We start from the raw sequence: 15439 nt of genomic DNA, 5'->3' as shown, positions 1-15439 counted from the left end.
GAACCGAGCCGACAGCCCCGCTAAGAGGGTGTTCGCACGACGGCCAGCTCCTCCTCGGTGAAGTACTTGCCCAGCTCTTCGAGGGAGAACAGCCGCAACAGGTCCTCCCGCATCGGCGGCTGCTCGTGCTCGGTGATCTCGATCGAACCGTCCCGCAGCTCGCAGCCGAGCAGCGTGCCGCGCCACTTCGGGTTCATGCCCGGGTGATCGTCGCGGGTGTGCCCGCCCCTGCTCTCGGTGCGGCGCAGCGCCGCCGCTGCCACGCACTCACTGACGACCAGCATGTTGCGCAGATCCAGCGCCAGGTGCCAGCCGGGATTGAAATGGCGGTTGCCCTCCGGAACGGCCAGTCGGGCGGCACGCTGTTTGATCTCGGCGAGCTGTTCCAGCGCGGCACACATCTCGGCCCCGTCCCGGATGATGCCGACCAGGCGGTTCATCACCTGCTGCAGCTCCGCCTGCAGCGAGTAGGGGTTCTCCTGGCCCCGCGCGTCGGTGACCTCGAACGGGGCGAGTGCGGAGTTCACCGCCTCGGTCACCACCTCCTCCGAGACGTCGGGGTGGGCGTGCCGCGCGGCGGCGACGTGCTCGGCGGCGCCCGCTCCGGCCCGCCTGCCGAAAACCAGCAGGTCGGAGAGCGAGTTGCCCCCGAGCCGGTTGGAACCGTGCATACCGCCCGCCACCTCCCCCGCGGCGAACAGCCCGGGCACCGAGGAGGCCGCGGTGTCGGGGTCGACCTCCACACCACCCATCACGTAGTGGCAGGTCGGCCCGACCTCCATGCGCTCACTGGTGATGTCCACATCGGCCAGTTCCTTGAACTGGTGGTGCATCGAGGGCAGCCTGCGCATGATCTCCTCGGTGGAGAGCCTGCTGGCCACGTCGAGGTAGACCCCACCGTGCGGGGTTCCCCTGCCCTCCTTGACCTCGTTGTTGATCGCGCGTGCCACTTCGTCGCGCGGCAGCAGTTCCGGTGGCCTGCGGTTGTTGTCCGGATCGGAGTACCACCGGTCGGCCTCCTCCGGGCTGTCCGCGTAGGACTCCTTGAAGACCTCGGGAATGTAGTCGAACATGAAGCGTCTTCCCGAGGCGTCGCGCAGCACACCGCCGTCACCGCGCACGGATTCGGTGACCAGGATCCCCTTCACGCTGGGCGGCCAGACCATGCCGGTGGGGTGGAACTGCACGAACTCCATGTTGATCAGCCGGGCACCCGCCCGCAGCGCGAGGGCGTGCCCGTCACCGGTGTACTCCCAGGAGTTGGAGGTCACTTTGAAGGACTTGCCGATCCCCCCGGTCGCCAGCACCACCGCTGGTGCCCGCAGCCGCACGAACCGACCGTTCTCCCGCCAGTACCCGAGCGTCCCGGCGATGCGGTCGTCGTCCAGCAGCAGGTCGGTCACCGTGAACTCGGCGAAGACCCGCAGTCCGGCCTCGTAGTCGCCGTGCTCGGCGTGGTCGGACTGCTGCAGCGAGACCACCTGCTGCTGCAGCGTGCGGATCAGTTCCAGTCCGGTGCGGTCACCCACGTGCGCGAGCCTGGGGTACTCGTGCCCGCCGAAGTTGCGCTGGCTGATCCGGCCGTCGGCGGTGCGGTCGAACAGTGCTCCGTAGGTCTCCAGCTCCCAGACGCGCTGCGGGGCCTCGGTGGCGTGCAGTTCGGCCATGCGCCAGTTGTTCAGGAACTTGCCGCCGCGCATGGTGTCGCGGAAGTGCACCTGCCAGTCGTCCCCCGAGTTGACGTTGCCCATCGCGGCGGCGATACCGCCCTCGGCCATGACGGTGTGCGCCTTGCCGAACAGCGACTTGCACAGCACCGCCGTGCGCAGTCCGCGCGAGCGGGCCTCGATGGCGGCACGCAGGCCGGCACCGCCCGCCCCGATGACGATCACGTCGTAGTCGTGACTCTCGATCTCGGCCATGTGACGTTTCCGATTTCTCGTCCGAAATGGTTTCGCGGCGCTGCCGCACGGCCGCGTGCGCGCACGGCCGAGGCGCGCCGGGGGTCAGTTGAACAGCCGCGGATCCGGGAAGGCGCCCGCGGCCACGAGCATCACGTAGAGGTCCACCAGTGCCACCGACACCAGCGATGCCCAGGCGAGCCCCATGTGGTGACCGTTCATCCTGCTCACCAGCGTCCACATTCGATAGCGCACCGGGTGGCGGGAGAAGTGGTTGATGCGTCCGCCTATCAGGTGCCTGCAGGAGTGGCAGGACAGCGTGTAAGCCCACAGCAGCACGACGTTGACCACCATGAGCAGCGTCCCGAGTCCGATGCCGAAGCCGCCGCCCGGACCGCGGAAGGCGATCACGGTGTCGTAGGTCAGCACCGCGGCCACCAGCAGCGCGGCGTAGAAGAAGTAGCGGTGCACGTTCTGCATGATCAGCGGGAACCGCGTCTCACCGGTGTAGCGGCGGTGGGGTTCGGTCACCGCGCAGGCGGGCGGCGCGGCCCAGAAGGACCGGTAGTAGGCCTTTCGGTAGTAGTAGCAGGTCAGTCGGAAGCCGAGCACGAACGGCAGCACGAACACCGGTGGGGGAATCCACGGCGCCAGGTCCGGGAACGGCGATCCGAAGTGGCTCGCCCCGGGCACGCAGGCGTCGCTGATGCAGGGCGAGAAGAACGGGGCGAGGTAGTGGTACTCGGGCACCCAGTACCACTGGTTCATGAAGGTCCGTATCAGGCCGTAGACGACGAAGGCACCGAGTCCGAGCGCGGTACCCAGCGGCGGCAACCACCATCGATCGGTTCGCAGCGTGCGCCCGCGCCGGAGGGACGATGAAGTTGTGGGAGCTGACATGCTCGACCCCTGGTGGTAGCGAGAATGACGGTTGTCGCGGTGGTCGCCCGGTCGTCACGGGACACGGCCCGGTTCACACCGGACCGGGGGCGACCACGAGGGGTCCGGTGCCGCGGCCACGGGCGGAATCAGTCCTCGCGCGATGACTGACCTCCGACTCCCTCGTCGTCCACGCCCTGCCACCAGGAGGGGTCGTAGGGTGTGTCGGGAACCTCGATGATGTCGCGTTCCCCTACCTCGCGGTGTGCGGTCGCGCCACCGCCGCGAGCCGTCGCGGCGGCACCGCCGGAACGCTGGCGCGGTGGCCCGGGGGCGGCGGTCGACAGCTCGGAGACGTCTATCTCCAGTCGCTGGAGATCGTTCTCGATACGCCGCACAACGGCGACGTCGCCGTATCTGGTGTAGAGCTCGTCGACACCGGTACGCAGCTGGGCCAGCGCGCGAAGCACGTCACCCAGTTCAGCTGTCGAGGACATTCGCACCACCTCGCGTTCCCGATCCGGTCACCGAAAGACTCTGCACGACCCAAGCCTACGTGACAAGAGACACATGTGATTCGAAACGCATTCGATGGACGCGAGGAGACCCGATTCGGAGCCACTTCCCCATCGGCTACCCCTCGAAGAGGTGTCGTACGAAGGTGACCAGCGACCGGAACACGAAAGCGACGCTGTCGAAGAGCACCAGCGATCCCTGCCGTACCGCTCCGGCGGCGGCGACCGGGTCGCGCACCACCAGATAGCCGACCGCGATCGCCGCGAATGCCACCAGAACGAGCACGCTCCTGCGGTCCACTCCCGACCTCCGTGTCTCGAACGACCGCGAATCGCGACCACCCTCGCACGCGGTGCCCGCCAACGGAGGGCGCAACGCGGGAACACCACCGATTCGTGTAACGCGCCCGACGAGTCCCCTTCCGGCAGACCGGGAATCCCCCACTGTGCCCGTTTCCCCCGCCCATTTCCTCCTGCCCGTTTCCTCGCCGCGCGAACGCGGGAATATCCGTCGTGGGACTGCCGGTCGCTGATCACGCGGGCATACTCGACGACGGAATCGATCGAACTCACCGACACGGAGTGGGCGAATGCGGCAACGCGCTCTCGGCAGTCAGGGTCTGCGGGTCAGTGAACAGGGCCTGGGCTGCATGGGAATGACCTTCGGGTACTCGGGGCGGGACGACGAGGAGTCGGCCGCCACGATCCGACGAGCCCTGGAACTCGGGGTGGACTTCCTGGACACGGCCGACATGTACGGGCCGTGGAGCAACGAGCGGCTACTGGGGCGAGCACTGGCGGGCCGCCGGGACGAGGTGGTGCTCGCCACCAAGTTCGGCAACGAGGTGGACGAGAACGGCGAACTCACGGGCGAGGTCAACGGCAGGCCGGAGTACCTGCGTGCCGCCATCGACGGCTCGTTGCGGCGGCTGGGAATCGACCACGTGGACCTGTACTACCAGCACCGCGTGGACCCGGACGTGCCGATCGACGAGACCTGGGGCGCGCTGTCCGAGCTGGTGCGGCAGGGCAAGGTGCGCCACCTGGGGATCTCGGAGGCCGCTCCGGAAACGATCCGGAAGGCCCACGCCACCCACCCGGTCAGCGCGGTGCAGACCGAGTACTCGCTGTTCAGCCGCGATCCGGAGGACAACGGGGTGCTGGCGACCTGCCGCGAGCTGGGCATCGGTTTCGTGGCCTACTCACCGCTCGGACGCGGATTCCTCTCCGGCGCGATCCGCTCGTTCGAGGACCTCCCCAGCGACGACTACCGGCGGACCGCGCCCCGGTTCCAGGGGGAGAACTTCCAGCGCAATCTGGACGTGGTCGACCAGGTGCACGAACTGGCGCGGCAGAAGGGCGTATCGGCCTCCCAGCTGGCCCTGGCGTGGGTGGCGGCGCAGGGCGAGGACATCGTGACCATCCCCGGTACCAAGAAGCGCAAGTATCTGGAGGAGAACGTGGGCGCGGTGGACGTCACCCTCACCGCCGAGGACCTGGCCGCGCTCGAGCGGGTGGCGCCGCGCGGCGTGGCGGCGGGCGAACGCTACGGCGAGGGTGCGATGGACAAGGTGCACCTCTGACGGTGACTCCCCTGCGCGACCGGGGACGTTCCCGGTTCCCGGAGCGGGCCACGGGCGTTGCGGCATTGACGAGCGAGGTGGGGAGTTGATCGGCTCGGAGGCACCACCCGAGTGGTGTGAGCGCGTTCCGACACGGGTACGCCGGAGCAGGACGTTTCCCCTTCCGGAAAGGTAACCATGGGCCAGCGACACGTCGTTCCCGGAGGCGGTGGCGGCGGCTGGAAGGTGGTCGGCGCGGCCACCGGTTCCACCGAGTCGAGCACCGACACCCAGGCGGACGCGATCGACGAGGCACGCAGGCAGCTGGAGAGCTCTGACGGAGGCGAGATCCTCATTCACGGAATCGACGGATCGGTCCGCGACCGGCGAACCGTGCAGTCGAGCTGACCGAACCCGACGACTCCCGTGGGCGGTCCGGTGGGAACTTCCGGGCCGCCCGCGCCGTCGTGCCGTCGCGACGGAGCCCCGCTGCCGCGGCCCTTCCGGCGCGGCGAGATCGTCGGATCGCGAGGCGGGGACACCTGTCGGAACGGCACCCGTCGGCCCTGGTACCGATCGATCGTGCCGCCGCGCGATCAGTACTCCGACGGCTCCCGCACGGCGCGGAAGCGCAACCGCTGGCCGGGGCGTGCCTGCGCGGCCACGGCCACGTGGGCCGACAGCACGACCGCGATCACGGGATATCCCCCGGTCACCGGGTGGTCCGCCAGGAACAGGGTGGGCTGCCCAGCGGGCGGCACCTGCAGTGACCCGCTGACCATCCCCTCGCTGGGAAGCTCACCGGTCTCGTCCCGGGGCAGCGGCGGTCCGGACAGGCGCATGCCGACCCGGTCGCTGTCCCGGGTGACCTCGAACGGCTCGCGCAGCAGGTGACGCAGCGCTTCGGCGCTGAACCAGTCCTGTCTCGGCCCGGGCAGCACGGGCAGCGTCAGTTCACCGCCGGACGGCGGGGTGACCGGCGCGGCGTCCACGCGCGGGAACTCGCCGTGGGCTCGCCCGACGGGGAGCACGGTGCCCACCGCGAGCGGCTCCGGTCCCAGTCCCGAGAGCGTGTCGGTGGCGCGTGACCCCAGCACGGCCGGGACGTCGATGCCGCCGCGCACCGCCAGATACCCCCGCATCCCCGTGCGACACCGCCCGATCCGCAGCACCGACCCGGTGGGCAGCGTGAGCACGGTGTGACTCGCCACCGCACTCCCGTCCACAGTGATCGGAAACGAGGCGCCGGTCAGCGCGACGGTGAGCACACCGTGGGCGCGCAACCACAGCCCACCCAGCGTGATCTCCACGGCGGCCTCCGACTCCGCGTTGCCGACTAGGCGGTTGGCCAGCCGCAGCGAGCTCCGATCGGCGGCGCCGGAGACTCCCACCCCCATCCCGGCCAGTCCGGTCCGGCCCAGGTCCTGCACGGTCGACAGCGGACCGGGGCGCAGCACCTCCAGCCGTCGGGCGGCCGGCGATCCCCTATCGAGCCCGGCGGTACCGGTGTCCGGCTCGCTCATGACACCTCCTCGAACCGCACCCGCACCCCGGGGCGCAGCAGTGCCGGCGGATCACGGTCGGTGCGCCAGATCTCCAGCTCGGTGCGGCCGATCAGCTGCCAACCGCCCGGCGAGGTTCTCGGGTAGACACCGCTGAACCTGCCCGCCAACCCGACCGAACCGGCGGGCACACCGGTTCGGGACTCCGCGCGGCGTGGGACCTCCAGCCGAGGGTCACCTCCCACCAGGTAACCGAATCCCGGTGCGAATCCGCCGAAGGCCACCCGCCACTCGGTTCCGGTGTGGGCGAGCACCACCTCGCGGGGCGTGAGCCCGGTCAGCTCGGCCACCGCGTCGAGATCCGCGCCGTCGTAGATCACCGGCACCGTGAGCGACCCCCGGTCGGGGAGTTCTTCCCCGACCGACCCGGTTTCGACCCGCTGAGTTCCGGCCCACTGAGTTCCGGCCGCCCCAGTTCCGGTCAACGGCACTCGGCGGATCTCATCGGCGAGCGCGCGCCGGTCGGCGCGCTCGGGATCCAGCGAGACGAGCAGTGTCCGGGCCGCGGGGATCAGGTCGAGGACTCCGGGCAGGCTCCGTTCGGACAGCGCGGCGTGCAGCGCCAGCACCTGTTCCAGCTCGTCCAGTTCCACCAGCAGACCCGCGTCCGCGCAGGGCAGGATCCGCACCGCACCTCCTTGGAGTTTTCCGCTCGAACTTGCCGGGGTGCTCGCTTGGCGGAACCTCCCCCTGGCTCTCGCTCCGGGAGGACCGACATCGAGCAGGAGCACCGGAGAACAGCTCTCAGTCCGCCACGAGTGCGGGCGGCGGGGCGAACGGTTCGATCGGCGTCCCCTGCTCGGCCAGTTTCCGCCGCACGGTGCGGGCGATCTCCACCGCGTCGGGGGTGTCGCCGTGCACGCAGATCGAGTCCGGCGACAGCGACAGCGGAGTCCCGTCCACCGCCTCGATCGGCTGCCCCCGGACGATCCGCAGGCAGCGGTCGGCTATCGCCTCGGGGTCGTGCAGCACCGCGCCGGGACGACCACGCGGCACGAGGGTTCCCTCCGGGGTGTAGGCGCGATCGGCGAACGCCTCCCGGTGGGTGTTCAGCCCCGACTCCCTCGCCAGCCGCAGCCACTCCGAACCGGCCAGGCCCAGCACGGCCATGCCGGGACGGAACCGGCGCACCGCTTCCACGACGGCCTCGGCCTGCTCGGTGTGCGAGACGATGGTGTTGTACAGCGCGCCGTGCGGCTTGACGTAGGTGACCGCGGTGCCCGCCACCCTGGCCAGCGCGTCGAGCGCGCCGATCTGGTAGATCACCTCGTCCACGAGTTCGGCCGGGTCCATGTCGATGAACCGGCGGCCGAATCCGGCCAGATCTCGATAACCGACCTGGGCCCCCACGGCGACCCCGCGCATCGCCGCTCCGGAGCAGGCCGCGCGCAGCGTCCTCGGATCACCCGCGTGGAACCCGCAGGCGACGTTGGCGCTGCTGACGATGTCCAGCAGCGCGGTGTCGTCGCCCAGTTCCCAGCGCCCGAACCCCTCGGCCAGGTCAGCGTTGACGTCCATATCGGGCAACCTCTCACGAGACCGCGCGCGTGATCACGGGGGTCCGAGCACGCCGTCGCACGCTCACCACGGGTCCACGTACGCGGCGGCGCGGACAGGTGCCGACCCGCATGGACTTCCTGCCCCGGTTCGAAGGACCGAAGTCACCGATGTCGCCGAGAGCTTGCGACCCGGTCTCGGGCGGTTCTTTACTCGTGGTGGGAGTGCTTTCGACAGGCATCGCGCGAACGGATTCCGGCGGTGCGCGGGGAAGGGAGCGAATCATGGGCAACCCGGTGGTGCACTTCGAGATTCTCGGCAAGGACGCGGCGAAACTCCGCGACTACTACTCACGGCTGTTCGGTTGGAAGATCGACACGGACAACCAGTTGGACTACGGCATGGTCGAGCGCGAGACGGTCGAGGACGACGGTGAGACCGCGGGCATCGGCGGCGGCATCGCCGCCGTTCCGGAGGGCCACGAGGGAATGGTGACGTTCTACGTGGGGGTCGACGACGTGGAGCAGGCGCTGTCCCAGGCAGAGACCCTCGGCGGCAGCCGGGTGATGGGGCCGGAGAAGGTGATGGACCAGCTGGAGATCGGCCTGTTCGCCGATCCGGAGGGGCACGTGATCGGCGTGGTCAACCCCGGCTCCTGAGGACACCGAAACTTGCGGACCGGCCGCACGGCGCGAGCCGGTTCCCGCGCGATCCGATGCCTTCCAGAACCGGAGCCCGGTGCCACTCCACCGCGCGACGGGCGGGAGCGGCGGATTTAACTCGCACGTCATCGCTGACGGGCTCCGAGGTAACAACCCCGGCCCAGCATGGGAAACATGACCGAGCGAGACTTCGCGGCAACCGACCGCGGCACCGTGACCCGGCGTCCGACCGCCGCGCGTCCCCCGGCGTGGCTCGCCCCCGCAGCGGTGGTTGTCGGCACGACGCAGCTCGTGCTGTTCCAACTGGGGGCCGGACGGCTCGCCGCGTGGATCCTGACCGTCGCGGGTGTGGCGTGGCTGTGCACGACCGCGATCGGCCGGATGCTGCCCGCGCTCGCCCGGCTCGGCGGTCGGAGAACCGAGCAGCGACGGTTCGCGGGCGAACCCACCACGGTGGAGCTCGGCGAGCGGGCGGACCGGGAGCTGTGGCGGGTACGTGCCTCGGTCAGCGACGAACCGGGCGGCCTGGCCGCACTGGCCGGTCAACTGGCCCTGTTGGACGGTGACATCCGGACCATGCAGGTGCACCCGGTCGCCGACGCGGCGGTGGACGAGTTCCTGCTGCACCTGCCCGGCGAGGTCGGCCACGCCGAACTGGTCGAGACGGTAATCAGCGCCGGTGGCCGTGACGTGACCGCCGAACGCACCGGCCCGCGCGAGCTCGACGACGTTCCCACCAGGGCACTGCGGCTGGCGACCGAACTGGTGGAGGGCACCGACGAACCGCGCGGCGCGCTGCGGGCGCTGCTGGGTGACGTCGAGGTGCGCTGGTTGGCCTCGACCGAGGGACTGGGCATGGGCACCGATGAACTGCTCGGACAGTCGATCTGCCTGGACCACCCCGGCGGCGGTGTGCTGCTGCTGCGCCGGAGGGCGGGGGAGTTCACCCCGGCCGAGTTCGCCAGGGCCCGCGCGATGACGGGGCTGGCGGCGAGCCGGAAGGCGCACGCGGGACGTCCCACCGAGGGCCACACGGCGCGCGACGGCTCCGAGTTCGCGGTACGCGGCACCGAGGACTCCGACCTGCCGCTGGTGCGCGAGCTGCACGAGCGGTGCTCGAACGCGAGCAGGCACCGGCGCTACTTCGTGGCGGGAATCCCCACTGACCGACGGCCGGAGCTGTCGCCGACTCCGGCACGAGTCAATTCGCGGCTGGGGGACACACGGCTGGGGGATTCACGGCTGGGGGATTCACGGTTGGGTAGCTCGCTGCTGGCCACTTCGCCCGACGGCGAGGTGGTGGCGATGGGCGATCTCGACCACGACGGCACCACCGGTGAGTTGGCACTGCTGGTGCGCGACGACTGGCAGGGGCTGGGCGTGGGGTCGGCGCTGCGGGACGCGCTGCTGGCGCGTGCCCGCGAGTTCGGACTCGCCCGGGTGAGCGCGCTGACCCAGCTGGACAACACCGCGATGGCGCGCACGTTGCGTTCGGCCGGGTTCAAGCACGTCGGCGCGGACGAGCCGGGCGAGTGGTCCTGGACGCTGGAGCTGCGGGACGGCACGGAGCGGACACGCGCCACGTCCCGGGAAGCGAGCGCGACGGTCCCGGCCGGGCGCACCCTGGCCGAGACCAGCCCGCACTGAGTCGCGGTCAGGCGCTCGCTCCACCGTCGACGACCAGGTCGTGACCGACCACGAAACTCGCCTCATCCGAGGCCAGCCACAGCACCGCCGCGACGATCTCACCGGGATCGGCCAACCTGCCCGCCGGGATACCACCGGTGAGCCTGGCCGAACGCTGCTCCGCGGTCTCTCCCGGCAGGAACGTCATGTCGGTGTCGGAGGCGCCGGGGCTGACGACGTTGATCCGGATGCCGTCCCGAACGTGGTCCCTCGCGGCGGAGCGGCTCATGTTGCTGACTCCGGCCTTGGAGGCCACGTAGGGACCGACACCACCGAACCTGGCGTGGTCACCGATGTTCGATCCGACGTTGACGATGGCGCCGCCACCGTGCTCCCGCATGTGGTTGATCTCGTGCTTCATGCACAGCGCCACACCGGTGAGGTTGACGGCGATCGCGGAGTGCCAGGTGCTTTCCGCCGTGTCGGCGAACGCTCCCGGTTCCGGGAAGACCCCCGCGTTGTTGTGCGCGATGTCCAGAGATCCGTGCCGCCGCACCACGGTTTCCAGCCCGTCGCTCACCGAAGCGGAATCGGTGACGTCGAGGTTGACCGCACTGGCCTCGCCCCCGTTTTCCTCGATCATCCCGACGGTCCGCGCGGTCTTCTCGTCGTCGCGACCCGCGGCGACCACTGTGGCCCCCTCCGCCGCGAAGGAAAGAGCGCTCCTCCGGCCGAGACCGGATCCGGCTCCGGTGATGAAAACCACTTTTCCCTCGAAACGCGAATTCATGATTCGTTCTCCTGATTCCGAATTACCGTTCTCCGCCTGACCGTGAAAACCGAAATGCTCGTGCCCCGAAAAGGGTCGAGCGAATCCTCGGAACCCCAGAAATCCGGGTGAACACATCTACCGAGGAGCCGCCGCACATCCTCCGAAGCAACGGATACCAGGGCAACCCGCACCACATACTTCGTCATGTCGAGCACTATCCCCGGAACATGACAAAGTCCGAAATCTCGGTTGTTCCTCCCCGAAAAGACGCGCAAACTCCGGGCGGAAACGACCTTCCGATTCTTCGGAGTTCTTGATGACCATCGGATCCGGGCACGAGGACGCGCCCGCGGCGGGCCGAGCGGAATGCCGTACGCCACGTGCGAGAGCGGCCTTTTCGCTGCTTGCCGCGACGCAGCTCGTGCTCATCATGGCGATCACCGTGCTCGCGGTGGTGCTGCCGCGCGTCGAGGCGGAACTGGGGCTCTCGACGAGCCGCCTGACCCTGGTCAACGCCGCCTACGGCCTGTCCTTCAGCGGACTGTTGCTGCTGGGAGGCCGGGCCGCGGATCTCTACGGCCCTCGGCGACTGTTCACGACAGGAGTCACGTTGTTCGGTGCCGCCTCCATCACGGCTGGTGTGGCGCCCGGGTTCTGGACACTGACGATCAGCAGGTTCCTGCAGGGAACGGGGGCGGCGCTGGCGGCACCGGCAGCGGTGGCGCTGGTCGGGATCGTGTTCCCCGAACCGCGTCGCCGTGCCCGCGTCTTGGCGGCGTGGGGTGGGATTTCCCCGCTCGGAGCGGCGGCGGGCGTGCTGTCCTCCGGCGTGATCGCCGGCTGGGTGTCGTGGCGTTGGGTGTTCGCGGTGCCGGTGGTCGCCGCCGTACTGGTGTTGGCGCTGACCAGCTCGTTACTACCCGCCGACGGGCCGACCGCGCGGGGTGGGCTCGAGGTCGGGGGCGCGGTTCTGGCGACCGCGGGGCTGACCGCGCTCAGCTACGGCCTGGTCCACGCGGCGGAGCGATCCTGGTTCTCGCTACCGGTGCTCGGTCCGCTCGCGGCGGGTGTGGTGTTGGTGACGTCCTTCATCCTCGCGGAGCGGAAAGCGGCCGACCCGTTGCTGCCGCCGGCGTTTCTGGGCTCGGGGCGCCGACTGGGCGCCCTGTGGGTGATCCTGGTCGGTGCCGCCACGATCTCGACCGTTCTCATGCTGCTGTCGTTGTACTTCCAACAGGTGAAGGGAATGTCTCCGCTCGGCACGGCTGCCGCGTTCCTGCCGTTCAGCCTGCTGTTGTTGCTCACCGGGCTCATCGTGACGCGATTGGTCAACCGGTTCGGGCCGCGCGTCGTCGCGGTTGTCGGTTCGCTGCTCGCCGCCGGAGGAACGGCACTGCTCGGCGGCACGACGGCGGGCGGACCGTACGCGGGTGCTTTGCTGGCCGGGCTGCTGGTCCTGCCGGTCGGGATCAGCATGATGTTCTCCGGTGCGACGGTCCGGGTCTTCTCACCGGGGAGCGAGGAGCGGCCCGGCCTCGCGGGCAGCCTGGTCAACACCGCCATGGAGACCGGGCCGACCGCCGGGTTGGCGCTGTTGGTCTCGCTGGCAACCGCCCACACCGACTCGCTGCTCGCCGAGGGGGCAGCGCCGCGTGTCGCCGAGACGTCCGGGTACTCCTTCGCGTTCGACACGGCCGCGCTGGTCCTGCTCGGCACGGCGGCGGTGGCACTGTGGACACTCCGCGGGACCGGAGGACGGGATCAGTAGTCCGCCGTCCTGTCCCTTGACAGCACACGAGCGGTGTGGGCCAGCGAGGCCAGCGTGATGTGGCGGTGCCAACCGGGATAGGTACGCCCCTCGAAGTCGCGAATGCCGACGGTCCCGCCGATCTCCTCGCTGTCGCGGGCGACCCGCCGGGGGAGCTTGCCGCTCCGCAGCAGAGCATCGACCGACGGGGTGCGTGCGTTCGTCAGCCACATCCGCTCCGGTGGGTTTCGCGGATCCGACCACTCCCCGACCAGACGCAGCATCCGCCGCTTGCCGGTATCGGGGCCGCCGTCCGGTCGTCGTGGGATCGGCTCCACCGGAACGGTCACCGCCGCACTGGTGTGTCGACGGCGGGTCACGGGATCGGTCCACTCCACGTCGCCGCGCAGCCCCCGCACGGCTTCGAGCAGTCGCCGCGCCGTCGTGGGAACGGAACCGTAGCCGGGCAGTGTCGGGTCGGTGACCACGAAACGGTTGTCCGCACGCACCCGCATCAGGAAGGGGAACGGAGCGGCGGCGAGACCGGTGCCGAACAGGTCGAGGTCGACGGAGTCGTTGTCGAACACCACCGGGGCGTCCAGCGGTCCCCAGCGTCGGGCGGCCTCGAAAGCCACGTTGGCCACGGACTGCCCCAGGGTCTCCGCACCCGCCCCGCTGGGGATCGCCGCCCTGCTGCGGCGGTTCCGGTCCGCCAGCCACTCCGTGGTCAGGTAGAGCCGCCAATCGACCGGGAAGGCGGAACTCTCGTCGGTCAACCACAGCCCGAACGCCTGCTGTTTGTTGGCACACGAGAGCACGCCGACCGAGTGGTCCCCGTTCTTCGGTATGGACAGTGGACTCACCACCCAGGCGGCCGGGGTGATCCGCTCCCGCAGGTGGCTCAGCAGCAGTTCGCGCACCGCGTTCCAGTCCCAGGTGGAGCTGTGCACGAAGTGGTGCAGGTTCTGCGCCGCGGCCGCGCCACCGACGCTCGTCGCGATGTTGCGGATGGAGCGACGACCGGTGCTGGACAGCAGGCCACGGACGTACTGCTCACCGCGACGCCGTTGGTCCCTCCTGCGCAACCCCGCGAAAGCGGCCGAGCAGAGCTCCTCGACGACCTCGTCCTCGACGGAGGTGGGGCTGGTCGGAACGGTCATACTCGTTCACACCTTCTCGATACACCGCGTACGACTTCCGCCACCATGCCGGGTGCAGCGGAGATCGACCACGTGTCGGTGGACACGATTCGCCGCGCGTCCGGTGGTTGGGACACCGAAGCGCGGCACCGGAACCCGTGCCGTGCGGGAGTGTCCGATCCGGAATCGGGGTACGGCGGGCGGGAGGGTCTCCGAACCGGCGCGGCGTTTCAGCGCAGCGCACCGAGCGCCGAAGTCGCGACCTGCAGCGTGGTGGCGTTCTGCCACGGCACCGGGGAACGCGCCTGTTGGATGTCCAGACTCGTCCCGGTCCACCAACCGTCGCGGCCGTGGCCGAGCAGCAGGATTCGCCCGGTGAACTCCACCCGCCAGTCGGCACGCATGGCACGACGTATAGGTCGTGTTCCCACCGTGGTCCACAGCACGGCGGGAACACGAGCCGATCGGAGCAGCGTCGCAACCTCGGGAAAACCGCGGTCGCGAAACCTCTTCGGGAGCTACTCGCCTGGGGAGCTACTCGTCGGGGCCGACCCCGCTGGACGATCCCGTGACGATGTCCAGGAAGGACCGCAGCACCGGCGGTGTGCTGCCGCGCCGCCACGAGATCGCGGTCTGGGCCCGCTCCCCGACGTCGCTCAGCGTCAGGAATACGGCACCGGCGCGCTGCAGGCTGCGCATCGAGGCGGGCACCACCGCCACCCCCATGCCACCGGCCACGAGCCCGACGATGGTCTGCATCAGCCAGACGTCGCGCTGCACCACCCGAGGGGTGAAACCGGCGCGTTCGCAGGCCTCGACCACGATCGCGTAAAGCCCCGGCATGCTGCCGTGGCGGGCGGGCAGGATGAACGGTTCGTCGGAGACCTCGTCGAGCCGCACCCGCTCCCGGTCGGTCAGCCGGTGCGTGGCGGGCAGCGCGAGCAGCAGCGACTCCTCGGCCACCGGTCGGACGTGCAGCGCGGGGTCCTCGAACGGGAGGTAGAACAGCCCGGCGTCGATCCGCCGGTCGTGCAACCGGTCCACGATCTCGTCGGGACGCATCTCCTGCAGGTGCAGCGTCACGTCGGGGTACTCGGCCTTGAACCGGCGCAGCATGGGCGGCAGCACCGCGTTCGACGCGGAGGGGATGAACCCGAGCGCCAGCCTGCCCACCAGCCCGCTGCCCACCTCCCGGGTCATCCGGCCCGCCTGTTCCACCTCGTGCAGGATGCGCCGCGCCTCCTCCAGCAGCACCTTGCCCGCCTCGGTGAGCTGCGCGCCGCGCGCGGTGCGGTGCACGAGGGTGGTTCCCAGCTCCGTTTCGAGCTTGCGCAGCTGCGCGCTCAACGGAGGTTGCGCGATGTGCAATCGCGCTGCCGCGCGGGTGAGGCTCTGCTCCTCCGCGATGGTCACGAAATACCGCAGGTGTCGTAGTTCCACTTCCGCCATCCGTCGCAGCACAGCCGTTCCGCATATTTTGATCGTATGACTACCGTCACGAGATGGTATTGGACATATGACTTACGTCAAAGTCAGGCTGCTACCCGACGGTCACCATCCCGTTCGGACCCGAGGAC

At 69.7% G+C, this 15439-nt stretch carries 16 protein-coding genes; 5 read left to right on the top strand and 11 right to left on the bottom strand.

Annotation, left to right across the window (positions count from 1 at the left end):
• Nucleotides 1-20: 20 nt before the first annotated feature.
• The 4 genes from BM150_RS21460 to BM150_RS21445 form a co-directional block, all read right to left on the bottom strand.
• Entirely contained in the window at nt 21-1922 is a 1902-nt protein-coding gene (locus BM150_RS21460; protein WP_092929457.1) for a fumarate reductase/succinate dehydrogenase flavoprotein subunit, read from the bottom strand.
• Nucleotides 1923-2006: 84 nt separating this feature from the next.
• Nucleotides 2007-2801: a hypothetical protein gene (locus BM150_RS21455; RefSeq protein WP_092929455.1), complete on the bottom strand. Its 795-nt coding sequence runs from the start codon at nt 2799-2801 to the stop codon at nt 2007-2009.
• 128 nt (nt 2802-2929) lie between these two features.
• Entirely contained in the window at nt 2930-3277 is a 348-nt protein-coding gene (locus BM150_RS21450) for a thioesterase (RefSeq protein ID WP_092929453.1), read from the bottom strand.
• A 136-nt stretch (nt 3278-3413) separates the two neighbouring features.
• Nucleotides 3414-3596 (bottom strand): hypothetical protein, encoded by a 183-nt coding sequence (locus BM150_RS21445; RefSeq protein ID WP_139219620.1) that lies wholly within the window; start codon nt 3594-3596, stop codon nt 3414-3416.
• A gap of 289 nt (nt 3597-3885) precedes the next feature.
• Between BM150_RS21445 and BM150_RS21440 the strand changes: the two genes are divergently transcribed.
• Both BM150_RS21440 and BM150_RS21435 read left to right on the top strand, forming a co-directional pair.
• Nucleotides 3886-4878 (top strand): aldo/keto reductase, encoded by a 993-nt coding sequence (locus BM150_RS21440; protein WP_092929449.1) that lies wholly within the window; start codon nt 3886-3888, stop codon nt 4876-4878.
• Nucleotides 4879-5055: 177 nt separating this feature from the next.
• Nucleotides 5056-5265 (top strand): DUF2188 domain-containing protein, encoded by a 210-nt coding sequence (locus BM150_RS21435; RefSeq protein WP_092929447.1) that lies wholly within the window; start codon nt 5056-5058, stop codon nt 5263-5265.
• Nucleotides 5266-5453: 188 nt separating this feature from the next.
• Here BM150_RS21435 and BM150_RS21430 read toward each other — a convergent pair whose 3' ends face one another.
• The 3 genes from BM150_RS21430 to BM150_RS21420 form a co-directional block, all read right to left on the bottom strand.
• The gene (locus BM150_RS21430; RefSeq protein ID WP_092929445.1) at nt 5454-6380 is read right to left on the bottom strand and encodes a 5-oxoprolinase subunit C family protein; all 927 of its coding nucleotides are present in this window, start codon (nt 6378-6380) and stop codon (nt 5454-5456) included.
• Complete coding sequence (locus tag BM150_RS21425) at nt 6377-7048, bottom strand: 5-oxoprolinase subunit B family protein (protein ID WP_092929443.1); 672 nt, start codon at nt 7046-7048, stop codon at nt 6377-6379. Before BM150_RS21425 ends, BM150_RS21430 begins: the two co-directional genes overlap by 4 nt.
• A gap of 115 nt (nt 7049-7163) precedes the next feature.
• A complete protein-coding gene (locus BM150_RS21420) occupies nt 7164-7937 on the bottom strand; it encodes a LamB/YcsF family protein (RefSeq protein ID WP_092929441.1) in 774 nt (257 codons plus the stop codon).
• Nucleotides 7938-8200: 263 nt separating this feature from the next.
• On the opposite strand from BM150_RS21420, the gene BM150_RS21415 reads away from it, so the two are divergent.
• Both BM150_RS21415 and BM150_RS21410 read left to right on the top strand, forming a co-directional pair.
• On the top strand, nt 8201-8575 hold the full coding sequence (locus tag BM150_RS21415; RefSeq protein ID WP_092929549.1) for a VOC family protein: 375 nt from the start codon (nt 8201-8203) through the stop codon (nt 8573-8575).
• Nucleotides 8576-8752: 177 nt separating this feature from the next.
• Complete coding sequence (locus tag BM150_RS21410) at nt 8753-10225, top strand: GNAT family N-acetyltransferase (RefSeq protein WP_139219619.1); 1473 nt, start codon at nt 8753-8755, stop codon at nt 10223-10225.
• A gap of 7 nt (nt 10226-10232) precedes the next feature.
• On the opposite strand, the gene BM150_RS21405 is transcribed toward BM150_RS21410, so the two are convergent.
• Entirely contained in the window at nt 10233-10994 is a 762-nt protein-coding gene (locus BM150_RS21405) for an SDR family NAD(P)-dependent oxidoreductase (RefSeq protein ID WP_092929437.1), read from the bottom strand.
• A gap of 298 nt (nt 10995-11292) precedes the next feature.
• Here BM150_RS21405 and BM150_RS21400 point away from each other — a divergent pair, with 298 nt between their 5' ends.
• Nucleotides 11293-12744 carry an MFS transporter gene (locus tag BM150_RS21400; protein WP_092929435.1) on the top strand — a complete coding sequence of 484 codons (1452 nt, stop codon included), beginning with the start codon at nt 11293-11295 and terminating at the stop codon, nt 12742-12744.
• Here BM150_RS21400 and BM150_RS21395 read toward each other — a convergent pair.
• The 3 genes from BM150_RS21395 to BM150_RS21390 form a co-directional block, all read right to left on the bottom strand.
• Entirely contained in the window at nt 12738-13883 is a 1146-nt protein-coding gene (locus tag BM150_RS21395; protein WP_092929433.1) for an IS701 family transposase, read from the bottom strand. The genes BM150_RS21400 and BM150_RS21395 overlap by 7 nt on opposite strands.
• A gap of 209 nt (nt 13884-14092) precedes the next feature.
• Nucleotides 14093-14266, bottom strand: coding sequence for a hypothetical protein (locus BM150_RS24295; protein ID WP_175496954.1), 174 nt, complete (start codon nt 14264-14266; stop codon nt 14093-14095).
• A 130-nt stretch (nt 14267-14396) separates the two neighbouring features.
• Nucleotides 14397-15323 carry a LysR family transcriptional regulator gene (locus BM150_RS21390; protein WP_245755656.1) on the bottom strand — a complete coding sequence of 309 codons (927 nt, stop codon included), beginning with the start codon at nt 15321-15323 and terminating at the stop codon, nt 14397-14399.
• Between the last annotated feature and the right edge of the window lie 116 nt (nt 15324-15439).

It is taken from the genome of Actinopolyspora alba, from assembly GCF_900112765.1.
Classification (GTDB): domain Bacteria; phylum Actinomycetota; class Actinomycetes; order Mycobacteriales; family Pseudonocardiaceae; genus Actinopolyspora; species Actinopolyspora alba.
The sequence above is the reverse complement of the archived record's forward strand: the minus strand, read 5'-3'. Positions and strand labels throughout refer to the sequence as shown.

Excerpts from the sequence above, each read along its gene's own strand:
- BM150_RS21460 (WP_092929457.1), bottom strand. The coding sequence starts at position 1,922 with ATGGCCGAGATCGAGAGTCACGACTACGACGTGATCGTCATCGGGGCG.
- BM150_RS21455 (WP_092929455.1), bottom strand. The coding sequence starts at position 2,801 with ATGTCAGCTCCCACAACTTCATCGTCCCTCCGGCGCGGGCGCACGCTG.
- BM150_RS21450 (WP_092929453.1), bottom strand. The coding sequence starts at position 3,277 with ATGTCCTCGACAGCTGAACTGGGTGACGTGCTTCGCGCGCTGGCCCAG.
- BM150_RS21440 (WP_092929449.1), top strand. The coding sequence starts at position 3,886 with ATGCGGCAACGCGCTCTCGGCAGTCAGGGTCTGCGGGTCAGTGAACAG.
- BM150_RS21435 (WP_092929447.1), top strand. The coding sequence starts at position 5,056 with ATGGGCCAGCGACACGTCGTTCCCGGAGGCGGTGGCGGCGGCTGGAAG.
- BM150_RS21430 (WP_092929445.1), bottom strand. The coding sequence starts at position 6,380 with ATGAGCGAGCCGGACACCGGTACCGCCGGGCTCGATAGGGGATCGCCG.
- BM150_RS21420 (WP_092929441.1), bottom strand. The coding sequence starts at position 7,937 with ATGGACGTCAACGCTGACCTGGCCGAGGGGTTCGGGCGCTGGGAACTG.
- BM150_RS21415 (WP_092929549.1), top strand. The coding sequence starts at position 8,201 with ATGGGCAACCCGGTGGTGCACTTCGAGATTCTCGGCAAGGACGCGGCG.
- BM150_RS21410 (WP_139219619.1), top strand. The coding sequence starts at position 8,753 with ATGACCGAGCGAGACTTCGCGGCAACCGACCGCGGCACCGTGACCCGG.
- BM150_RS21405 (WP_092929437.1), bottom strand. The coding sequence starts at position 10,994 with ATGAATTCGCGTTTCGAGGGAAAAGTGGTTTTCATCACCGGAGCCGGA.
- BM150_RS21400 (WP_092929435.1), top strand. The coding sequence starts at position 11,293 with ATGACCATCGGATCCGGGCACGAGGACGCGCCCGCGGCGGGCCGAGCG.
- BM150_RS21395 (WP_092929433.1), bottom strand. The coding sequence starts at position 13,883 with ATGACCGTTCCGACCAGCCCCACCTCCGTCGAGGACGAGGTCGTCGAG.
- BM150_RS24295 (WP_175496954.1), bottom strand. The coding sequence starts at position 14,266 with ATGCGTGCCGACTGGCGGGTGGAGTTCACCGGGCGAATCCTGCTGCTC.